Annotated in this window: 20 protein-coding genes; 15 read left to right on the top strand and 5 right to left on the bottom strand. The window is 67.8% G+C overall.

Translation table 11 applies throughout. The annotated features are described in order from the left end of the window. Positions 1-57 precede the first annotated feature (57 nt). Positions 58-981, bottom strand: a complete 924-nt coding sequence (gene argF, locus M1D55_RS12430; RefSeq protein WP_456282292.1) for an ornithine carbamoyltransferase — start codon at positions 979-981, stop codon at positions 58-60. Between the two features lie 404 nt (positions 982-1,385). Here argF and M1D55_RS12425 point away from each other — a divergent pair, with 404 nt between their 5' ends. After that, on the top strand, positions 1,386-1,685 hold the full coding sequence (locus M1D55_RS12425) for a DUF3579 domain-containing protein (protein ID WP_456282291.1): 300 nt from the start codon (positions 1,386-1,388) through the stop codon (positions 1,683-1,685). A 106-nt stretch (positions 1,686-1,791) separates the two neighbouring features. Here M1D55_RS12425 and rpsT read toward each other — a convergent pair whose 3' ends face one another. Continuing rightward, positions 1,792-2,058: a 30S ribosomal protein S20 gene (gene rpsT / locus M1D55_RS12420; protein ID WP_006579059.1), complete on the bottom strand. Its 267-nt coding sequence runs from the start codon at positions 2,056-2,058 to the stop codon at positions 1,792-1,794. A 329-nt stretch (positions 2,059-2,387) separates the two neighbouring features. Between rpsT and murJ the strand changes: the two genes are divergently transcribed. After that, on the top strand, positions 2,388-3,938 hold the full coding sequence (gene murJ, locus M1D55_RS12415) for a murein biosynthesis integral membrane protein MurJ (RefSeq protein ID WP_064576511.1): 1,551 nt from the start codon (positions 2,388-2,390) through the stop codon (positions 3,936-3,938). A 33-nt stretch (positions 3,939-3,971) separates the two neighbouring features. After that, positions 3,972-4,820: a SirB1 family protein gene (locus M1D55_RS12410; RefSeq protein ID WP_023263957.1), complete on the top strand. Its 849-nt coding sequence runs from the start codon at positions 3,972-3,974 to the stop codon at positions 4,818-4,820. A 69-nt stretch (positions 4,821-4,889) separates the two neighbouring features. Here the strand turns inward: M1D55_RS12410 and M1D55_RS12405 are convergent, their stop codons facing one another. Beyond that, on the bottom strand, positions 4,890-5,537 hold the full coding sequence (locus tag M1D55_RS12405; protein ID WP_157071949.1) for a VTT domain-containing protein: 648 nt from the start codon (positions 5,535-5,537) through the stop codon (positions 4,890-4,892). Between the two features lie 173 nt (positions 5,538-5,710). On the opposite strand from M1D55_RS12405, the gene mutL reads away from it, so the two are divergent. From mutL to M1D55_RS12390, 3 genes are all read left to right on the top strand, one after another. Next, complete coding sequence (mutL, locus tag M1D55_RS12400; RefSeq protein WP_456282290.1) at positions 5,711-7,708, top strand: DNA mismatch repair endonuclease MutL; 1,998 nt, start codon at positions 5,711-5,713, stop codon at positions 7,706-7,708. A 34-nt stretch (positions 7,709-7,742) separates the two neighbouring features. Continuing rightward, positions 7,743-8,696 (top strand): tRNA (adenosine(37)-N6)-dimethylallyltransferase MiaA, encoded by a 954-nt coding sequence (gene miaA, locus M1D55_RS12395; RefSeq protein WP_456282289.1) that lies wholly within the window; start codon positions 7,743-7,745, stop codon positions 8,694-8,696. A gap of 71 nt (positions 8,697-8,767) precedes the next feature. Beyond that, positions 8,768-9,274 (top strand): N-acetyltransferase family protein, encoded by a 507-nt coding sequence (locus M1D55_RS12390; protein WP_456282288.1) that lies wholly within the window; start codon positions 8,768-8,770, stop codon positions 9,272-9,274. 133 nt (positions 9,275-9,407) lie between these two features. Here the strand turns inward: M1D55_RS12390 and purM are convergent, their stop codons facing one another. Next, positions 9,408-10,460 (bottom strand): phosphoribosylformylglycinamidine cyclo-ligase, encoded by a 1,053-nt coding sequence (gene purM / locus M1D55_RS12385; protein WP_232206775.1) that lies wholly within the window; start codon positions 10,458-10,460, stop codon positions 9,408-9,410. Positions 10,461-10,740: 280 nt separating this feature from the next. On the opposite strand from purM, the gene M1D55_RS12380 reads away from it, so the two are divergent. The 9 genes from M1D55_RS12380 (at position 10,741) to M1D55_RS12340 (ending at position 17,964) form a co-directional block, all read left to right on the top strand. Further along, positions 10,741-11,811 (top strand): AI-2E family transporter, encoded by a 1,071-nt coding sequence (locus M1D55_RS12380; RefSeq protein WP_006578917.1) that lies wholly within the window; start codon positions 10,741-10,743, stop codon positions 11,809-11,811. A 10-nt stretch (positions 11,812-11,821) separates the two neighbouring features. Next, positions 11,822-12,529: a DnaA regulatory inactivator Hda gene (gene hda / locus M1D55_RS12375; protein WP_064576515.1), complete on the top strand. Its 708-nt coding sequence runs from the start codon at positions 11,822-11,824 to the stop codon at positions 12,527-12,529. A gap of 114 nt (positions 12,530-12,643) precedes the next feature. After that, positions 12,644-13,318 (top strand): histidinol-phosphatase, encoded by a 675-nt coding sequence (locus M1D55_RS12370; protein ID WP_006578919.1) that lies wholly within the window; start codon positions 12,644-12,646, stop codon positions 13,316-13,318. A 1-nt stretch (position 13,319) separates the two neighbouring features. Continuing rightward, positions 13,320-14,825, top strand: a complete 1,506-nt coding sequence (pcnB, locus tag M1D55_RS12365; protein WP_064576516.1) for a polynucleotide adenylyltransferase PcnB — start codon at positions 13,320-13,322, stop codon at positions 14,823-14,825. Next, positions 14,822-15,340 carry a 2-amino-4-hydroxy-6-hydroxymethyldihydropteridine diphosphokinase gene (folK, locus tag M1D55_RS12360; protein ID WP_456282287.1) on the top strand — a complete coding sequence of 173 codons (519 nt, stop codon included), beginning with the start codon at positions 14,822-14,824 and terminating at the stop codon, positions 15,338-15,340. The genes pcnB and folK overlap by 4 nt, the downstream gene beginning before the upstream one ends. Further along, positions 15,304-15,666, top strand: coding sequence for a DMT family protein (locus M1D55_RS12355; protein WP_456282286.1), 363 nt, complete (start codon positions 15,304-15,306; stop codon positions 15,664-15,666). The genes folK and M1D55_RS12355 overlap by 37 nt, the downstream gene beginning before the upstream one ends. 49 nt (positions 15,667-15,715) lie before the next feature. Next, complete coding sequence (gene panB / locus M1D55_RS12350) at positions 15,716-16,537, top strand: 3-methyl-2-oxobutanoate hydroxymethyltransferase (RefSeq protein WP_053822468.1); 822 nt, start codon at positions 15,716-15,718, stop codon at positions 16,535-16,537. Between the two features lie 9 nt (positions 16,538-16,546). Beyond that, the gene (locus M1D55_RS12345; protein ID WP_456282285.1) at positions 16,547-17,245 is read left to right on the top strand and encodes an ABC transporter permease; all 699 of its coding nucleotides are present in this window, start codon (positions 16,547-16,549) and stop codon (positions 17,243-17,245) included. Beyond that, positions 17,242-17,964 carry an ATP-binding cassette domain-containing protein gene (locus tag M1D55_RS12340; protein WP_456282284.1) on the top strand — a complete coding sequence of 241 codons (723 nt, stop codon included), beginning with the start codon at positions 17,242-17,244 and terminating at the stop codon, positions 17,962-17,964. The genes M1D55_RS12345 and M1D55_RS12340 overlap by 4 nt, the downstream gene beginning before the upstream one ends. Positions 17,965-17,971: 7 nt before the next feature. Here M1D55_RS12340 and pabB read toward each other — a convergent pair whose 3' ends face one another. Then, positions 17,972-19,873: an aminodeoxychorismate synthase component I gene (pabB, locus tag M1D55_RS12335; protein WP_456282283.1), complete on the bottom strand. Its 1,902-nt coding sequence runs from the start codon at positions 19,871-19,873 to the stop codon at positions 17,972-17,974. Between the last annotated feature and the right edge of the window lie 28 nt (positions 19,874-19,901).

Below are 19,901 nucleotides of genomic sequence, written 5' to 3'. Positions count from 1 at the left end.
ATCGCCGGACGGCGCGGCTCGGGCGCCAGACGATCGATCGGATCAATCGCTCAATACTCAATAGCGCCCGCACAGCAGGTACTCCATCAGCGCCTTCTGCACGTGCAGCCGGTTCTCGGCTTCGTCCCAGACCACGCTCTTCGGCCCATCGATCACGGCCGCCTCGACTTCCTCGCCGCGGTGCGCCGGCAGGCAGTGCATGAACAGCGCGTCCGGATTGGCGCGGTCCATCATCGCGGTGGTCACCATCCAGTCCTGGAAGGCGCGCTTGCGGACCTCGTTCTCGGCCTCGAAGCCCATGCTGGTCCAGACGTCGGTGGTCACCAGATCGGCGCCCTGGCACGCGGCCAGCGGATCGTCGAAGACCCTGACCAGGCTCGCGGCGCTGGCCGGCACCATCGCCGGATCGAACTGATATCCCGGCGGCGCCGAGAAATGGAAGGTGAAGCCCAGCCGTTCGGCCGCCTGGATCCACGTATAGGCCATGTTGTTGGCATCGCCGATCCACGCCACCACCTTGCCGTGGATGCTGCCGCGGTGCTCGATATAGGTGAAGACGTCGGCCAGCACCTGGCACGGATGGTATTCGTTGGTCAGTCCGTTGATCACCGGCACGCGCGAATGGGCGGCGAACCGGTCGATGATCTCCTGCCCGAAGGTACGGATCATGATGATGTCGACCATGCGGGAAATCACCTGCGCCGCGTCCTCGATCGGCTCGCCGCGGCCCAGCTGCGAGTCGCGCGTGTTCAGGAACACCGCGTGGCCGCCGAGCTGGTGGATGCCGGCTTCGAACGACAGACGCGTGCGGGTCGAGTTCTTCTCGAAGATCATCGCCAGCGTACGGTCGTGCAGCGGATGCCAGGTCTCGTAGTTCTTGAACTTGGTCTTCAGAATCCGGGCGCGGTCGAGCAGGTACTCGTACTCCTTCGCATCGAGGTCGCTGAACTGGAGGTAGTGCTTGATCGGCGTTGGGCTCATAAAACAAAGAAGGCGGCTCGATGGGGACAGGCGAGCCCATGAACTGTCATGGAACCACGCTGCCGCGGAGCCGCCTTTCGCGTCGCTTGCGCAATGTGAGTTCAGGAATCATAAGGGATTATTCCTGCTTTGGCGAGCCTGGGCGGGCACCCGGCCATGCCGGCGAAGCCCGGTTCCGGGCCATGTGGCGGCTTATGCGGCAGTCTTATATAAGATATAATACTCGCTGATTCACGCGGGGCCCGGCATACCCTTGCCGCCGCCCGCCGCCGGCATCAAAAGTGCCCCCGCCACTACCGACGCCCCGCCTTCCGGCCAGATTCGCGCGAACCCATCGCCGCTCGCCGCGTCAAACGGGCGCCCGTTGCGGGTTTCCCGTCGAGTCACCAGCCTCACCGCAGTCCATGAATTCCACCGTTCGCCAGTACTTCATCCAGGGCATCACCAAGGAAGGCAACACCTTCCGTCCGAGCGATTGGGCTGAACGGCTGTGCGGCGTGATGGCGCAATTCCGCCCGCCTGGCGATACCGGCGACCCCCGCCTGACCTACTCCCCTTACGTGCGCCCGGTGATGTCGGGCGGCGTCAAGTGCGTGGTGGTCGATGCAAGGCTGCGCGAGATCGAGCCCAAGGCGCTGGACTTCGTGCTGAACTTCGCGCGCGACAATCATCTGCAACTGGTCGAGGCCTGCTCGCTCGATTGAGCGGAAGGCCGCACCGAGCGGAAAGCCGAAATGCAAAAAGCCCGTCATCGGACGGGCTTTTTTACTGCGCCGACCGCGCGCCAGGCGCGGCCGGTGAACGCGGCAATCAGGCGGCCATGGCCTTGATCGCAGCCGACAGACGCGACTTGTGACGCGCTGCCTTGTTCTTGTGAACGATCTTCTTGTCGGCGATGCTGTCGATCACGGCTTGCGAGTTCTTGAAGATCTCGGCAGCAGCTGCCTTGTCGCCGGCATCGATCGCCTTGCGGACAGCCTTGACGGCCGTGCGCAGACGCGAGCGCAGGCTGGAGTTGTGCGCGTTCTGGGCGACGGCTTGACGCGCGCGCTTGCGAGCTTGTGCGGAATTTGCCATTTCGTTAAATATCCTGAATTCAGATGCGTGCGTGGATTGCACAAGAGCGACCCGGGATGCACTGACACACGAATCCGGAACGCAACTATCTTCTCGAATCGGCGATTATACACACAAGATCGAAGCCGCCGCAAGGAAGATCCCGCCCCTCGGCGAAGGCGGCGGGCCGCGCACTCCAATCCGTATAATTGGCGCCACAATTGGCGGGCCCCGGCTCGCCCGGTGTGGTGCGATTGCAACTTTCGGCGTCCGGATGCCGTCTGACTGCGGTCTGCCGCCCGGCGACGCGCCCCGAGGCGGCGCTCCAACCGTTTCCTGTCTCCCCGACCTTGAACCTGCTCAAATCGCTCGCCACCATCAGCGGCCTGACGATGCTGTCGCGCATCACCGGCCTGATTCGCGAGATCCTGATCGCCCGCGCGTTCGGCGCCTCGGACATGACCGACGCGTTCAATGTCGCCTTCCGCATTCCCAACATGCTGCGCCGGATCTTCGGCGAGGGCGCCTTCCAGCAGGCCTTCGTGCCGATCCTTGGCGAATACCACGGCAAGCGCGGCGACGAGCCGACCCGGTTGCTGGTCGACGCGGTCGCCACCGTGATGGCGTGGGCGCTGGCCGCGGTGTCGCTGATCGGCGTGCTGGCAGCGCCGGTGATCATGACGATCGTCGCAACCGGTTTTCGCGGCGACCACCAGACCTACGACGCGGCCGTCTTCATGACCCGCGTGATGTTCCCGTACATCGGCCTGATCTCGATGGTTGCGCTGGCCTCGGGGGTGCTGAACACCTGGCGCAACTTCGCGGTGCCGGCGTTCACGCCGGTGCTGCTGAACCTGTCGCTGATCGGCGCGGCGCTGTTCGTCGCGCCGCACCTGCAGCAGCCGATCTACGCGCAGGCCTGGGGCGTGCTGGTCGGCGGCGTGCTGCAACTGGCGATCCAGATCCCCGCGCTCAAGCGCATCGGCATGCTGCCGCGGATCGGCGTGAACCTGCGCGCCGCCTGGCGCGATCCCGGCGTGCGCCGCATCCTGCGGCAGATGGGCCCGGCGCTGCTGGGCGTATCGGTCGCGCAGATCAGCCTGATCATCAATACCAATATCGCCTCGCGGCTGGCCACCGGCAGCGTGTCGTTCCTGACCTATGCCGACCGCCTGATGGAGTTCCCCACCGCCCTGCTCGGCGTGGCGATCGGCACGATCCTGCTGCCCAGCCTGTCCAAGGCCAGCGCGCGCGAGGACGGCGTCGAATATTCGGCGCTGCTCGACTGGGGCCTGCGGCTGACCTTCCTGCTGGCGATCCCGAGCGCGATCGGCCTCTACGTGTTCGGCGGGCCGCTGACCGCGGTGCTGTTCCACTACGGCAAGTTCGACGGCCATGCGGTCGAGATGACAAAGCTGGCGGTGATGGCCTACGGCGTCGGCCTGCTGGGCCAGATCCTGGTCAAGATTCTTGCGCCAGGCTTCTACGCCCGCCAGGACATCCGCACCCCGGTCAAGATCGCCATCGCGATGCTGGTGATGACGCAGCTCGCCAACCTCGCCTTCGTGCCGTGGATCGGCCACGCGGGCCTGGCGCTGTCGATCAGCGTCAGCGCGACGCTGAACGCGCTGCTGCTGTTCATCGGCCTGCGCCGCGTCGGCGTCTACCGGCCCGCGCCCGGCTGGTGGCTGTTCTTCGCGCAGCTGTCGGCCGCGGCGACGTTGCTGGCGGGCGTGCTGCTGTGGTTCGCGCGCACCTTCGACTGGGTCGCCCTCGGTACCACGCCGCTGCTGCGGATCGCGCTGATGGCCTCGTGCCTGGTGCTTGCGGCGGTCGTCTACTTCGGTACACTGTGGCTCACGGGCCTGCGCTATGCCGCCTTCAAGCGCAAAGCTGTCTGAAGACCATGGCGCCGGCCGCAACCAGGAACCGCTATGACCTCGACCAAAGTCCTGGACTATTTTGCCGCGCTGGTGGCGGACGACAGCGGCATCCCGCTGACCGAAACGGCCCTGTCGATCGCACAGGACGCCTACCCTGACCTGGACCTGCAGGCCGAACTGGCCGCCATCGATGTGCTGGCGCTGCGGCTCAAACGCCGGATCGCCGACGGCACTCCCGCTATCCAACGGCTGCGCCTGCTGAACCATTTCTTCTATCGCGACCTGGGCTTCGGCCCCAACGCGAACGACTACTACGACCCTGACAACTCGTACCTGAACGTGGTGCTGCGGCAGCGGCGCGGCATTCCGATCTCGCTCGCGGTGCTGTACATGGAACTGGGCCAGCAGATCGGCCTGCCGCTCAAGGGCGTTTCCTTCCCCAACCACTTCCTGCTGCGGATGTCGATTCCGGCGGGCGAGGTCGTGCTCGATCCGCTGACCGGCGAGACGCTGTCCAAGGAGCAGCTGCAGGACATGCTGGACCCATACCTCGAGCGGGAGGGCATCGCCGATCCGAACGCGGTGCCGCTGGGCCTGTTCCTGCAGACCGCCAGCCACCGCGAGATCATCGCGCGGATGCTGCGCAATCTGAAGGCGATCTATCTGCAGGAGTCGCGCTGGCAGCGGTTGCTCGCGGTGCAGAACCGGCTGGTGATCCTGCTGCCCGATTCGATCGAGGAGGTGCGCGACCGGGGGCTGGCCTATGCGAATCTGGAATGCTTCCGCCCCGCGCTGGAAGACCTGGAAGCCTATGTCAGCGCACGGCCCGATGCGGCCGATTCGACCCAGATCCGCGACCGCATGCCGGCGTTGCGGATGATGAGCCGGTCGCTGAACTGAGACATCGAAGCCGCTGGGTCCCCGCCTGCGCGGGGACGACGGTTTTTGTCCGCGGCGCGCAGCCGCGTCTTATGACACGCGGCGACGCTTGTCGCCACGCCGCAGCAGGCGCCACAGCCCGCCAAGAATCAGCGGCACGATCGCCGCGCTGATGCCGACCAGCACGATCAGGTTCAGGTACTGCTTGATGAACGGCAGGTTGCCGAAGAAGTAGCCCGCGAACACCAGGCCCACTACCCAGGTGACGGCGCCGACCACATTGAACAGCTGGAAGCGCGCGAAGGTCATCTGCGACACGCCGGCCACGAACGGTGCGAAGGTCCGCACGATGGGCACGAAGCGCGCGATCACCAGCGTCTTGCCGCCGTGGCGCTCGTAGAAGTCGTGGGTCTTGCGCAGCGCCTGCTGGTCCAGGAAGCGCCATTGATGGTCGAACACCTTGGGTCCGATCCAGCTGCCGACCCAGTAGTTGACGGTATTGCCGCCGATCGCGGCGACCAGCAGCAGGCCGATCAGCACCCACTCGTTCATCGCCCCGGTCGCGCAGAACGCGCCGGCGATGAACAGCAGCGAATCGCCCGGCAGGAAAGGCGCCACCACCAGGCCGGTCTCGGCAAAGACGATCGCGAACAGAATGGCGTAGACCCAGGCGCCATATTGCTGAATCACGGTGCCGAGGTACTTGTCGACATGCAGCAGCATGTCAATCACCTGCAATACGATATCCAAGACGTTCCCCATCTTTTTCCAGCCCGACATCATACAAGACGAACGTGCCCGTCCTGGCGACGAATCGGCTGCCTGGGGATCCTGAGTGCGACCTCGCGCACGCAAGCCCGCAGCCAGGCCACGGCCGGGCCGCAACGAAGCCGGCACGTATAATCGCTGCCATGTCCGCGCCGCACTCCTCCCCCGCCTCCCAAGCCTCCGACGCCGCCTCGGCCGAACGCCCCCAGCGCCGCCTGGCGCCGGCCCGGCCGATCCGTCCGCTGCCCGACCAGCTGGTCAGCCAGATCGCGGCCGGCGAGGTGGTCGAGCGCCCCGCCTCGGTGGTCAAGGAGTTGCTGGAGAACGCCCTCGACGCCGGCGCGACCCAGTTGTCGGTACGGCTCGAGGAAGGCGGCGTACGCCGCATCGTGATCACCGACAACGGCTGCGGCATCCCGGCCGACGAACTGGCGGTCGCGCTGATGCGCCATGCCACCAGCAAGATCGCCTCGCTCGACGAACTGGAATCGGTATTGACGTTGGGATTTCGCGGCGAGGCGCTGGCCTCGATCGCCTCGGTCTCGCAGCTGGTGCTGACCAGCCGCACGGCGAACTGCCCCCATGCCAGCCAGATCCACGCGGATACCGGCGCGCTGCAGCCCGCCTCGGGCGGGGTCGGCACCACCGTCGACGTGCAGCACCTGTACTTCAATACGCCGGCGCGCCGCAAATTCCTGAAGAGCGAACAGACCGAGCTCGGCCATTGCCTGGAGGTGATCCGGCGCATCGCGCTGGCGCGGCCCGACGTCACGCTGTCGGTCCATCACAACGGCAAGCCGATGGAGCACTGGAACGCCGGCGATGTCGCCACGCGTACCGCCCAGGTGCTCGGCAGCGAATTCGCACGGGCGCGGCTGCCGCTGGAGGAACAGGCCGGTGAACTGGCCCTGTACGGCTTCGCCGGGCTGCCGACCGCCTCGCGCGGCCGTCCCGATCAGCAGTTCTTCTTCGTCAATGGCCGCTTCGTCCGCGACAAGCTGCTGACGCACGCGGTGCGCAGCGCCTATCAGGACGTGTTGCACGGCGACCGTTTCCCTTCGTACGTGCTGTGCCTGGACCTGCCGCCCGAACTGGTCGACGTCAACGTGCACCCGTCCAAGATCGAGGTGCGCTTCCGCGAGTCGCGCGCGGTCCATCAGTTCGTCTACCACGCGGTGCAGCGCTGCCTGGCGCGCCAGGCCGGCGAGAATGGCGACAGCCTGCATACCGGCGACGGCGACATTGGCCACACCGGCCAGGCCCCGGCGCTGCGCGTCGCGGCCACCAGCCCCGCCCAGCCAGGCGGCCGCCCCTGGGTCGATTACACCGCGGCCGCTCGCCAGACCGAACTGGGCATTGCGCAGCCGCGGCAGGCGTATCTGGGCATGGTGCGCGACGCTATGTCGCCGGCCGGCCCGCGCTTCACGCCGTCGGGCCAGCCGCCCGCATGGCTCGCCGACGCCCGCGCCGCCCGCGAGAACGAGCCACCGTCGCTGCTCGACGGCGCACCGATGCAGGCAGCGCGCGTCACCGAGGGTCCGCAGGATGATGCCGACGGCCATCCGCTCGGCTACGCCATCGCCCAACTGCACGGCATCTACGTGCTGGCGCAGAACGCGCGCGGGCTGGTGCTGGTCGACATGCACGCCGCGCACGAACGGATCCTGTACGAGCAGATCAAGACGGCGCTCGACGCGCGCCAGATGACGGTGCAGCCGCTGCTGATTCCGGTCACGCTGCCGGCCAGCCCGGTCGAGATCGGTGCCGCCGAGGAACATCAGGAAACGCTGGCACTGCTGGGTTTCGATATCGCGCCGGTCTCGCCGACCACGCTGGCGGTGCGCGCCATTCCCGCGCTGCTCAAGCAGGCGGACGCCGAGGCGCTGGCGCGAGACGTGCTGCGCGATCTGCATGCCTACGGCGGTTCACGCGTGCTGGCCGAGCGCCAGAACGAACTGCTGGCGACGCTGGCCTGCCACAGCGCCGTGCGCGCCAATCGCAAGCTGACCGTCGAGGAAATGAACGCGCTGCTGCGACAGATGGAGCAGACCGAGCGCGCCGACCAGTGCAACCATGGCCGGCCGACCTGGGTCCAGCTGACCGTGGCCGAGCTGGATCGGCTGTTCCTGCGCGGCCAGTAAGGCCGCACCCTCGCTGTCGCCGTCCGCTTCCTCCATGGCCGCCGCTTCGCCCGCTCCCATCGTCTGCCTGCTCGGCCCGACCGCCTCGGGCAAGACCGCGGCCGCCCTGGCGCTGGCCGCACGCGCGCCGATCGAGATCATCAGCATGGATTCGGCGCTGGTCTATCGCGAGATGGATATCGGCACCGCCAAGCCATCGGCCGCCGAGCTGGCCGCGGTGCCGCACCATCTGATCGACATCATCGATCCCGCCGACAGTTATTCGGCCGCGCAATTCGTCGCCGACACCAATGCGCTGGTCGAATCGATCCGAGCGCGCGGCCGCGAGCCGCTGATCGTCGGCGGCACCATGCTGTACTACAAGGCGCTGACCCAGGGCCTGAACGATCTGCCGCAGGCCGATCCGCAGGTGCGCGCCGAGCTCGACCGACTCGCCGAAGAGCGCGGCTGGCCCGCGCTGCATGCGATGCTGGCCCAGGTCGACCCAGTCACCGCGGCGCGGCTGGCGCCCAACGATTCGCAGCGCATCCAGCGCGCGCTCGAGATTCACCGGCTGACCGGGCAGCCGATGTCGGCGCTGCTGGCCCGCCAGGCCGATGCGCGTACCTTCGATGGACAGCCGGGCTCGCGTTTCCGCGCCATCGCGCTGGAGCCGTCGGACCGCGCGGTGCTGCACGCGCGCATCGAGGCCCGCTTCGACGCGATGCTCGGCGGCGGCCTGCTCGACGAGGTCGAGCGCCTGCGCTCGCGCGGCGACCTGCATCCGGGGCTGCCGTCGATCCGCTGCGTCGGCTACCGGCAGGTCTGGGAATATCTGGACGGCCTCTGCGATTTCGCCACGATGCGCGAGCGCGGCATCGCCGCGACGCGCCAGCTGTGCAAGCGGCAGCTGACCTGGCTGCGCTCGACGCCCGAGCGGCTGGTGGTCGATTGCCTGGCGCCCGACTATGTCGAGCAGGTCGCGCGGCTGGCGCAGTTGGGCTCGTAGCCAGGGACGCACGCAGCGCGCGATAATCGCGGCTTCGTCCTGTCCGGACTCCAACATTGAATTCCGCCGCCATGACCGCCACCGCCTTCACGCTGCGCCCCGCCACCACCGACGACTGCGACACGCTGCTGCGCCTGATCGCCGAGCTCGCCGAGTACGAGAAGCTGACCCATCTGGTCGAGGCCACGCCGGAGAAGCTGCGCCAGACGCTGTTCGGCGCACGTCCGTCGGCCGAGGCGGTGCTGGCCGAGGTGCCTACCGCCGAAGGCCCGCGCGCAATCGGCTTCGCGCTGTTCTTCCACAATTACTCGACCTTCCTGGCCAAGCCCGGTCTGTACCTGGAAGACCTGTATGTCGAACCGGCCTGGCGCGGCCACGGCATCGGCAAGGCCTTGCTGATCCATCTGGCCGGCCTGGCGGTGGAGCGCGGCTGCGGCCGTTTCGAATGGACGGTGCTGGACTGGAACACGCCGTCGATCGACTTCTATCGCGCGATGGGCGCCAGCGTGCTGCCGGACTGGCGCATCTGCCGGGTCACCGGCGAAGCGTTGACCGAGATGGCGGCGCGCAAGGACTGAAATGAAAACAGGCGGATGCCGTCAGCATCCGCCTGGTTCTTTCGACAACTTCGCCGTCCCCGCGCACGCGGGGACCCAGTGACTTCAAAAAGACGCTGGATTCCCGCCTGCGCGGGAATGACGGCGCGGTTGGTCAGACCACCACGGTCGGCGCCTGCCCTTCCTCGCGCTCGCGGATCTCGCCGATCTGCCACACGGCCTCGCCGGCCGCCTGCAGGTGCCGGATCGCGCGTTCGGCGTCTTCCCTGGCGACGATCACTACCATGCCGATGCCGCAGTTGAACACGCGGTGCATCTCGTCGTCGGCGACGCGGCCCTGGGCCTGCAGCCACTGGAACAGCGGCGGCAGCGTCCACGCATCGCGCTGCAGCACCGCGGTGACTTCCTTGGGCAGCACGCGCGGCACGTTTTCGGTCAGGCCGCCGCCGGTGATGTGGGCCATGCCCTTGACCGGCAGCGTCTCGATCAGCGACAGCAGCGGCTTCACGTAGATGCGGGTCGGCGCCATGATCGCGTCCTGCAGGCGCTGGCCGTGGAAATCGGCTTCGAGGTCGGGCTTCGCGACTTCGATGATCTTGCGCACCAGCGAGTAGCCGTTCGAATGCGCGCCCGACGAGGCCAGGCCCAGCACCACGTCGCCCGGCACGATGGTGGTACCGTCAATGATGCGGCTCTTCTCGACCGCGCCGACCGCGAAGCCGGCCAGATCGTATTCGCCGTCCGGGTACATGCTGGGCATTTCGGCGGTTTCGCCGCCGATCAGCGCGCAGCCGGCCAGTTCGCAGCCATGGGCGATGCCCTGGATCACGGTGGCGGCGGTATCGACGTCCAGCTTGCCGCAGGCGAAATAGTCGAGGAAGAACAGCGGCTCGGCGCCCTGCACCAGGATGTCGTTGACGCTCATCGCGACCAGGTCCTGGCCCACGGTATCGTGGCGGTTCAGCTGGAAGGCCAGCTTCAGCTTGGTGCCGACGCCGTCCGTGCCGGACACCAGCACCGGCTCCTTGAACTTGCGCGACAGCTCGAACAGCGCGCCGAAGCCCCCGATGCCGGCCATCACGCCCTCGCGCATCGTGCGCTTGGCAAAGGGCTTGATACGGTCGACGAGCGCGTCGCCCGCATCGATGTCAACGCCGGCATCGCGGTACGAAAGGCCTGCCTGGCCGGAAGTGGGGGCTGCGCTCATGGAATTCTGCGGGTCCTGGATGGTGGAAATGACGACACTCGGGCGAGTCGGATCAAGCGCCGGACCACGCACAAGTGAGGAATGCGGCCCTCGCGGCGCCGGTTGGCGGGTCGCGAGTCCAGTAGAATCGCGATTTTAACGGATACAGGGTGTCGGCTTCCAGTTGCATCGGCTCGCGCCATGCAAACCCGCCGCCGCCGGGCGAGGACGCGCGCTTGCCGCCCGTCCTCGCCTGTCTTTTTGCTGGTTTCTTTTTGCCGGTTTTTCCCCCACTGCCCCGATGAACGCCCCCCTGCTGTCCCACGAGGCCAAGCGCATTCTGCTCTGGGTCGCGCTCGGCGTCGCGCTGTTCGCCACGCTGCTGGCGCTGGCTCCCGTGCTGTCGCCCTTTCTGTTCGCGTTCATCTTCGCCTATATCCTGAACCCCGGCGTCGATTGGCTGCAGCGGCACAAGGTACCGCGGACGATCGCGGTTTCGCTGATGATCCTGCTGCTGATCGTCGTCGTGGTGCTGCTGGTGCTGCTGGTCATTGCCGTGCTCCAGCGCGAGATTCCGCAACTGCGCGAGCAATTGCCGGAACTGCTGAAGAAGCTGAACTCGGTGGTCGCCCCGCGGCTGTCCGAGCTCGGTGTGCGCGTGCGCTTCGACTTCCCCGGCCTGCGCCGCATGATGTCCGAGCGCTTTGCCGCCAGCCCGGAGGACCTGCTGGCGGTGCTGCTGACCTATGTGCGCGTGTCGGGCACGGCGCTGGTGACCTACGGCGGGCTGGCGCTGCTGGTGCCGATCGTGATGTTCTACCTGCTGATGGACTGGCACATGGTGATGCGCCGGATCGAGGGCATGGTGCCGCGCCGCTGGGTGCCCAAGGTGCGCGAGCTGACCGCCGAGACCGACGCGCTGCTGTCGCAGTATCTGCGCGGGCAGATCCTGGTGATGCTGATCCTCGCCGCGCTGTATTCGATCGGCCTGACCATCGCCGGTTTCGAGATCGCGATCCCGATCGGCGTGTTCACCGGCCTCGCGGTCTTCATCCCCTATATCGGCTTCGGTTTCGGGCTGGCGCTGGCCATCGTCGCGGCGCTGCTGCAGTTCGGCAATCTGTACGGGCTGGGCGCGGTCGCCGTGGTCTACGGCATCGGCCAGTTCGTCGAGAGCTTCTATCTGACGCCGCGCCTGGTCGGCGACCGGATCGGGCTGCATCCGCTGGTGGTGATCTTCGCGCTGCTCGCCTTCGGGCAGCTGTTCGGCTTCTTCGGCGTGCTGCTGGCGCTGCCGACCTGCGCCGTACTGCTGGTCGGCGCGCGCCAGCTGCGGCGGCTGTATGTGACAAGCGACCTCTACCGAAAGTAATCGATACGCCATGTCTCCGCGCCCCAAGCAACTGTCGCTCGAACTGGGCAGCCCGCCGCCGTCGACCTTCGAGAACTTCTTCGTGTCGGCCAATCGCGAGCCGGTGCAGCGGCTGCGCGAGTTGCCGGGCGCGGTGGCGCAGGAGCGCGCCGCCGACCGGCTGATCTACCTGTGGGGCGAGACCGGCTCGGGCCGCACCCACCTGCTGCACGCGCTGTGCGACGCCGGCGCCCATGCGGGCCTGCGCTGCCGCTATCTGAGCCCGCACCACGCGCTGGCGGACTTCATCTTCGACCCGAGCTGCCAGCTATACACGGTCGACGACGTCGACCTGCTCGACGAGGCGCGCCAGATCGCGGTGTTTTCGCTGTATAACGAGGTCCGCGCGCACGTGCGCACCGCGCTGGTGGTGGCCGGCAGCCTGGCCCCGGTCACCATGCCGGTGCGCGAGGACCTGCGCACGCGGCTCGGCTGGGGCCTGGTCTACCAGCTCGCGCCGCTGTCGGACGACGACAAGATGGCCGCGCTGGTGCAGGCCGCGCGCGAACGCGGGCTGCAGCTGTCCCCCGAAATCCCGCACTGGCTGGTGACGCGGCACTATCGCGACATGCCCAGCCTGATGGCGCTGCTGGACGCGCTCGACACCTATTCGCTCGAACGCAAGCGGGCAGTGACGCTGCCGCTGTTGCGCGAAATGTTCGCCGAATTGCGTGAATAGCGCGCGGGCCGGCCAAAAGCCCTCGCCAGGTCCGCACCCGGCCCGCGCCCTGGCACGCTCCCTGCAATCGGCCGCCGAGCCGGCCGTCATCCCCTTAAGGTAAAATCGCCGCCCATGAATCTGGCATTGTTCGACCTCGACCACACCCTGATCCCGACCGACAGCGACCACGAATGGGGCCGCTTTCTGGTCCGTCTCGGCGTGGTCGACGAGGAAACCTACCGCCGCAAGAACGACGAGTTCTACGGCCACTACAAGGCCGGCACCCTCGATATCCAGGCCTTCCTGAAGTTCGCGCTGGCCCCGCTGGCCGCCCATCCGCGCGAGCGCCTGAACGCCTGGCGCCAGCAATTCATGCATGAAGTGATCGAGCCGGCCATCACGCCGCAGGCTCGCGCGCTGGTCTACAAGCATCTGGATGCCGGCGACCTGTGCGCGATCGTCACGGCGACCAACAGCTTCGTCACCGCGCCGATCGCCGCCGCCTTCGGCATCAAGCACCTGATCGCCACCGAGCCGGCCACCGCCGACGGCCTGGCCGAGAGCGCCTACACCGGCGAAGTGTTCGGCATCCCGAGCTTTCGCGAAGGCAAGATCGCCCGCGTCGAAGCCTGGCTGAAGGAACAGGGCGCGCGCTGGCAGGACTTCGCCACCACCACCTTCTATAGCGACTCGATGAACGACCTGCCGCTGTTGGCCAAGGTCACCGAACCGATCGCCACCAACCCGGACGAGCGCCTCCGCCATCATGCCGCCGCGGCCGGCTGGCGCATCATGGACCTGTTCTGACGTGATCAAGAAGCTTATCAACCGGCTGCTGGGCAAGCCCGGGCCCAAGCAGCGACGCCTCGGCCGCGCCCACACGCCGCGCATCATCACCGCCGACGAGCACCAGATCGATCCCACGCTGCTGTCGCGCAACGCGGTCAAGGTCACCAGCACGCTGCAGCAGGCCGGCTACCAGGCCTTCATCGTCGGCGGCGCCGTGCGCGACCTGCTGCTCGGCATCAAGCCCAAGGACTTCGACGTGGCGACCAACGCCACGCCCGAGCAGGTGCAGGCGCTGTTCCGCCGCTCGCGCATCATCGGCCGGCGCTTCCAGATCGTGCACGTGACCTTCTACGGCGGACGCGAGCAGGAAATCATCGAGGTGTCGACCTTCCGCGCGCTGGTCGACGCGGTGGCCAGCGAAACGCTGCCCGAGGGCCGCCGGCTCAAGCGCGCCGAACTGGACAACAAGACCCATGCGATCGACGCATCCGGCCGGGTGCTGCGCGACAACGTCTGGGGCTCGCAGGCGGAGGACGCCGAACGGCGCGACTTCACCATCAACGCGATGTACTACGACCCGGCCGAGCAGACCGTGCACGACTACCACCACGGCATGGAGGACATGCGGGCGCGCACGCTGCGGATGATCGGCGACCCGGTCACCCGCTACCGCGAGGACCCGGTGCGGATGCTGCGCGTCGTGCGGTTCGCCGCCAAGACCGGCTTCGACATCGACGAGGCCACGCGCCAGCCGATCGCCGACCTGGCCTCGCTGATCCACAACGTGCCGAGCGCGCGCCTGTTCGACGAGATGCTCAAGCTGCTGATGTCCGGCCATGCCTGGGCCTCGCTGCAGGAGCTGCGCAAGGCCGGCCTGCACAAGGGCCTGCTGCCGCTGCTTGATGTCGCGATCGAACAGCCGCTGGGCCAGCGCTTCGTGCAGCTGGCGCTGGACAATACCGACCGCCGCGTGCAGGCCGGCAAGCCGGTCTCCCCCGGCTTCCTGTTCGCCGCGCTGCTGTGGCACCACGTGCTGCAGCGCTGGAAGTCGCTGCGCGAGGGCGGCGAGCACCCGATCGCGGCGCTCAATGCGGCGATGGATGACGTGCTCGAGCGCCAGACCGGCCAGCTGGCGATCCAGCGCCGCTTCGTCACCGACATGCGGGACATCTGGGGCATGCAGCCGCGTTTCGAAAAGCGCGTCGGCCGCATGCCGTTCCGGCTGCTGGAATCGCCGCGCTTTCGCGCCGGCTTCGACTTCCTGCAGCTGCGCTGCGAGGCCGGCGAAATGCCGGCCGAACTGGCGACCTGGTGGCAGGACTTCCAGAACGCCGATTCGGAAGGCCGCGAGAATCTGATCGAAGCGGCACGCGCCTCCGGCACCGCCGGCAGCGAAGGTCCCGCGCGCAAGAAGCGCCGTCGGCGGCCGGCACGGAAATCGGATAAAGTTTCCCCCCGGGATGAGATGGACGCGGCAGCCGAGCAGCAAGGCGGCAGGCGCGGCCAGCCGGAGGAAACCGAATGACACTGGCCTTCATCGGCATCGGCGCCAACCTGGGCGACGCAAAACAAGCCGTCAAGGACGCCATCGTCTGCCTGGCGCAGCAGGTCGGCATCCGCATCGTGGCGCGATCCTCGCTGTACCGCAGCGCGCCGGTCGATGCCGGCGGCGACGATTACTACAACGCGGTGGTCAAGCTGGAGACCAGCTTCACCGCCGCCCAGCTGCTGGTCATCTGCCACCATATCGAGGACCAGTTCGGCCGCGAGCGGCCCTTCCGCAATGCACCGCGCACGCTGGACCTGGACCTGCTGGTGTTCGGCGACGAAATGCATGATGGCGCGCAGCTGACCGTGCCGCATCCGCGCGTGGCGGCGCGCGCGTTCACGCTGGTGCCGCTGCTCGAACTCGAACCCGACCTGGTGATTCCGGGCCTGGGCCGCGCCGCCGACCATCTGCCCGCGGTCGCGGGCCAGCGCATCGACAAGGTCTCCTTCTGCCAATGTACGCGCCAAACGGAATCTCTCCGTTCCTCCTGACCACAGGCCTGCTGACGCTGTCCAATGTGTTCATGACCTTCGCGTGGTACGGCCACCTGAAGGACCTGAGCAGCCGCCCCTGGTATATCGCGGCCATCGTCAGCTGGGGTATCGCGCTGTTCGAATACATGCTGCAGGTGCCGGCCAACCGGATCGGCTTCCAGCATGGCATCTCGCTGGCGCAACTGAAGATCCTGCAGGAAGCGATCACGCTGACGGTGTTCGTGCCGTTCTCGCTGCTGTACATGCAGCAGAGCTTCAAGTGGGACTACGTGTGGGCGGCGCTGTGCATGGTGGGTGCCGTCTATTTCATCTTCCGCAGCTGAACGCGCCGCCCGTCGCGGGCGCCGGCAAGCGGACCTCCGAGGCACATCGATGAGCTATCTCCTGGAACCCTCCCGCAAGTCCATCACCATCCCCAAGCTGCAGGCGATGCGCGCCGCCGGCGAAAAGATCGTGATGCTGACCGCCTACGACTCGAGCTTCGCCGCGCTGCTCGACCACTGCGGCGTCGAGGTGATCCTGATCGGCGATTCGCTGGGCAACGTGATGCAGGGCCAGCAGACCACGCTGCCCGTCACGCTCGAACAGATGGCGTACCACACCGAATGCGTGGCGCGCGGCAACCAGACCGCGCTGGTGGTCAGCGACCTGCCGTTCGGCACCTACGGCACGCCCGAGCAGGCCTTCGCCAGCGCCGCGACGCTGATGCGCGCCGGCGCGCAGATGGTCAAGCTCGAAGGCGGCGAGTGGCTGGCGCCGACCGTTCGCTTCCTGGTCGAGCGCAGCATTCCGGTGTGTGCGCATATCGGGCTGACGCCGCAGTCCGTGCATGCCTTCGGCGGCTTCAAGGTACAGGGCAAGACCGACGCCAGCGCGGCCCAGCTGCGCCGCGACGCCGAGGCCTTGCAGAGCGCGGGCGCCCAGCTGATCGTGATGGAAGCGGTGCCGGCCGCGCTGGCCGCCACCGTGACCAGCCAGCTGGAGATCCCGACCATCGGCATCGGCGCCGGCGTGGACTGCTCGGGCCAGGTGCTGGTGCTGCAGGACATGCTGAACATCTATCCGGGCCGCAAGGCCAAGTTCGTGCGCAACTTCATGGAAGGCCAGACCTCGATCGAGGGCGCCATCCGCGCCTATATCGCCGCGGTCAAGGACGGCAGCTTCCCCGCGCCCGAACACACCTTCACGGCCTGACGCCGCCCGATGGAGATCGGCGCGGCCACCGCGACCGCCTTTGCCCTGCTGGCCGGCGGCGATCCCGCGCTGTGGGAGATCGTCTGGACATCGCTGAAGATCGCCCTCGCCGGGCTGGCGATCGCCACCGTGCCCGCGGTCGGTGCCGCCTACCTGATCGCCACCCATGACTTTCCCGGCCGGCGGCTGGTAGTGGTGCTGGCGCAGGCCTTCCTGTCGTTTCCGACCGTGCTGGTTGGCTTGATCCTCTATCTGCTGCTGACGCGCCAGGGGCCGCTCGGCAGCCTCGGGCTGCTGTTCACGCCGACCGGCATGGTGATCGGCCAGGCCGTGATCGGCTTTCCGGTGGTGCTGGCGTTCGCGCTGTCGACGCTGCAGGGCGCCGACGCGCGGCTGCGCGAAACCGCCAGGGTGCTGGGCGCTGGCGCCTGGCGTACCTTCTTCACGGTGCTGCGCGAGCTGCGCTTCGGCCTGATGGCGGCCGTGGTCGCCGGCTTCGGCCGCGTGATCGCCGAGGTCGGCTCGGCGCTGATGATCGGTGGCAATATCGAAGGCTCGACCCGCACCATCACCACCGCGATCGCGCTGGAAACCAGCAAGGGGGAGTTCGCCCAAGGCATCGCGCTGGGCATCGTGCTGGTGGCCCTGGCCCTGCTGGTCAACGTGCTGCTGGCGTGGCTGCAGGGCGCCGGAGGATTTCGCCGATGAACGCACCGGAACCGGATCGGAACCGCGCCGCCGCGGACGCGCTGTCGCCGCCGCTGCTGGTGGTGCGCGGGCTGCGCCGCCGCATCGGAGCGCGGGCGCTGTTCGATATCGACGCGCTGGCCTTTCCGCGCGCAACCGCGGTGGTGCTGACCGGCGTCAACGGTGCGGGCAAGACCACGCTGCTGCGGATGATCGCCGGCCTCGAACGGGCGCCGGGCGCCACCGTCGACTGGACCGGCGCGGACGGCAAGCCGTGCAGCGCCGCGCTGGACCCGCTGCCGCCGGCGCTGCGCCAGCGCATCGCCTACATGCATCAGCATCCGTACCTGTTCCGCACCTCGGTGCGCGAGAACATCGCCTACGGGCTGCATGCGCGCGGACTGCCGGCCGACGAAGTCGCCCGGCGTGTCGGCGCCGCCCTCGGCTGGGCCGGCATCACGCATGTCCAGGACACCGCGCCCGACCGTCTGTCCGGCGGCGAGATCCAGCGCGTCGCGCTGGCCCGCGCCAAGGTGCTGGAGCCCGACCTGCTGCTGCTCGACGAGCCGACCTCCAACCTGGATGGCCACGCGCGCGAACAGGTGATCGCGCTGGTGCGCGAACTCGCCGCCGAGGGCCGCACCGTGGTGATGATCTGCCACGACCGCGACCTGATCAATCTGCCCGGCGTGGTGCGCTGGAAACTGACCGACGGGCGGCTGGACACCCACCACCGCTAGGACATCGTCAGGGCATCAGCGTGGCGAGCAGTACGCCGCGCAACGAATTGGCGATCGCGAGGTCGTCGGCATCCAGCAACATCTCGCGGGTGATCGGGCTCTCCTTGACCGGGCCGCCCAGATAGGCCTCGCCATCGCGCAACACCGCGTCCCGCATTACGCCCGGCAGGATGTCCGCCGCCAGCGGCGGCGTCAGCCAGCGGCCGTCGACGCGAACGAATACCGAGCTGCGTCCTCCTTCCAGCAGTTCGTCGCGCGTGTTGAAGAACAGGCTGTCGAAGGCGCCGACGCGCTCCGCCTCGCGCCAGCCGGCATCGAACGTTTCGCGCGCGCTGGTCTTGTGCCGGCGCAAGGGGTCGGCGACCGGCAAGGCGGTGCCGGCGACGATCAGGCCGACCGGCCCTGGCTGCAGCGGGACCAGCGCGCCGCTTGTCATTTGCAACGTTCCGGCCTTGTCCAGCGTGACTCGCAGACGTGCGGGGCCTTGTGCCAGGGCCGCCGCCGCTTTCGTCATCGCATCGCGCGCCTCTTCCTCGTCGAAGTGAAAACCAAGACACGCCGCAGAGGCCCGTAACCGGGCAACGTGCGCATCGAGCCGCAGGCAACGGCCCTGCTCGACCCGCATCGTCTCGATCAGTGTGAAGCCGGGATCGTGTCCCGTCAGAAAGCGCGCCTTCCAGCCGCACTCCGCGTATTCGTCGGCGGCGACGCTGTCGTGCACGATGCCGCTGCCCACGCCCATTTCGCCGGCGCGCAAGCCGTCGTCGCGGCGTGGACCGAGCACCAGCGTGCGGATCGCCACCGACAAGGCCATCCGCCCCAGCGTCTCGCCCGGGTCCGGCGCATCGAGCCAGCCGATCGACCCGGTATAGAGTCCGCGCGGCGCACGCTCCAGTTCGGCGATGATCTCCATGGTCCGGCGCTTCGGCGCACCGGTGATCGAGCCGCACGGAAACAGCGCAGCGAGCAGACCGGCAAGCGTGGTCCCGGCGCGCGCGCTGGCGGTGACGGTCGAGGTCATCTGCAGCACCTGCCCGAATGGCTGCACGGCAAAGCGCTCTGGCACCCGCACCGTACCCGGCTGCGCGACCCGGCCTAGGTCGTTGCGCAGCAGATCCACGATCATCACGTTTTCGGCCCGGTTCTTGGCGTCGGCCGCCAGCGCAGCGGCGGCTTGCGCATCGCGCTCCGGCTCGCCGCTGCGCAACGCGGTGCCCTTCATCGGCCGGGTCACCAGCTGGCCGCCGCCATCGTGGCGGAAGAACAGCTCAGGCGATAGCGACAACACCCACCGATCGCCAGGCAGCCGGGCCAGCGCGCCATATGGCACAGGCTGCGCGCGGCGCAGATCCCGATAGAAGGCGATCGGATCGCCAAACGCTTCGAAGCGCAGACGCTGCGTGAAGTTGACCTGATAGGTGTGCCCGGCCTCGATCCATTGGTGGATGCGCGCGATGGCCGCGTGGAAGCTCGCTTCGTCGGTGTCCGATCGGACTTGCATCGCGCCAGCGGGCGTACTGGCGTCGGATTGCGCTTCCAGCCAGCATTGAACAGTCGCCGCATCGCACACCGTTTTCGAGGCAAACCACAGCACGCGCATGGCGCCGTCGGCGAACGGATTGTCGACATTGGGCTGTGCGAGCGTCGGCACTCGGACCAGCGGCGCACCGAATTCATACGGGGCGAACAGGCAGGCATGCCAGCCGGCTTTCCACCCCTCTCCGAGTCTTGTCTCGAGTTCTTCCAATTCACCCGCCGGCACGACGTCCGTCCGCATGTGGTCGGCGTAGAGCCGGCACATCGCCGCCGCCTCGCTGGCGTCGTCGAGCAGTACGAATGGGGCGCCTTCGTCGATCCGAGGTAAGGCGGACGACGCGGAAGAGCCTGGGCAAGGAGACAACGGGGACATCGGGCAGCAAGGGACAAGAGAGCGCCAC

It is taken from the genome of Cupriavidus sp. JZ107 (assembly GCF_053903255.1).
This window is presented reverse-complemented; position numbering and strand designations above follow the sequence as displayed.

Coding starts and splice junctions, on each gene's coding strand:
- M1D55_RS12355 (WP_456282286.1), top strand. CDS start 15,304: ATGTACGCGCCAAACGGAATCTCTCCGTTCCTCCTGACCACAGGCCTG.
- mutL (WP_456282290.1), top strand. CDS start 5,711: ATGTCCGCGCCGCACTCCTCCCCCGCCTCCCAAGCCTCCGACGCCGCC.
- argF (WP_456282292.1), bottom strand. CDS start 981: ATGAGCCCAACGCCGATCAAGCACTACCTCCAGTTCAGCGACCTCGAT.
- M1D55_RS12345 (WP_456282285.1), top strand. CDS start 16,547: ATGGAGATCGGCGCGGCCACCGCGACCGCCTTTGCCCTGCTGGCCGGC.
- hda (WP_064576515.1), top strand. CDS start 11,822: ATGTCTCCGCGCCCCAAGCAACTGTCGCTCGAACTGGGCAGCCCGCCG.
- M1D55_RS12390 (WP_456282288.1), top strand. CDS start 8,768: ATGACCGCCACCGCCTTCACGCTGCGCCCCGCCACCACCGACGACTGC.
- miaA (WP_456282289.1), top strand. CDS start 7,743: ATGGCCGCCGCTTCGCCCGCTCCCATCGTCTGCCTGCTCGGCCCGACC.
- purM (WP_232206775.1), bottom strand. CDS start 10,460: ATGAGCGCAGCCCCCACTTCCGGCCAGGCAGGCCTTTCGTACCGCGAT.
- folK (WP_456282287.1), top strand. CDS start 14,822: ATGACACTGGCCTTCATCGGCATCGGCGCCAACCTGGGCGACGCAAAA.
- panB (WP_053822468.1), top strand. CDS start 15,716: ATGAGCTATCTCCTGGAACCCTCCCGCAAGTCCATCACCATCCCCAAG.
- M1D55_RS12410 (WP_023263957.1), top strand. CDS start 3,972: ATGACCTCGACCAAAGTCCTGGACTATTTTGCCGCGCTGGTGGCGGAC.
- M1D55_RS12340 (WP_456282284.1), top strand. CDS start 17,242: ATGAACGCACCGGAACCGGATCGGAACCGCGCCGCCGCGGACGCGCTG.
- M1D55_RS12425 (WP_456282291.1), top strand. CDS start 1,386: ATGAATTCCACCGTTCGCCAGTACTTCATCCAGGGCATCACCAAGGAA.
- pabB (WP_456282283.1), bottom strand. CDS start 19,873: ATGTCCCCGTTGTCTCCTTGCCCAGGCTCTTCCGCGTCGTCCGCCTTA.
- rpsT (WP_006579059.1), bottom strand. CDS start 2,058: ATGGCAAATTCCGCACAAGCTCGCAAGCGCGCGCGTCAAGCCGTCGCC.
- M1D55_RS12370 (WP_006578919.1), top strand. CDS start 12,644: ATGAATCTGGCATTGTTCGACCTCGACCACACCCTGATCCCGACCGAC.
- M1D55_RS12380 (WP_006578917.1), top strand. CDS start 10,741: ATGAACGCCCCCCTGCTGTCCCACGAGGCCAAGCGCATTCTGCTCTGG.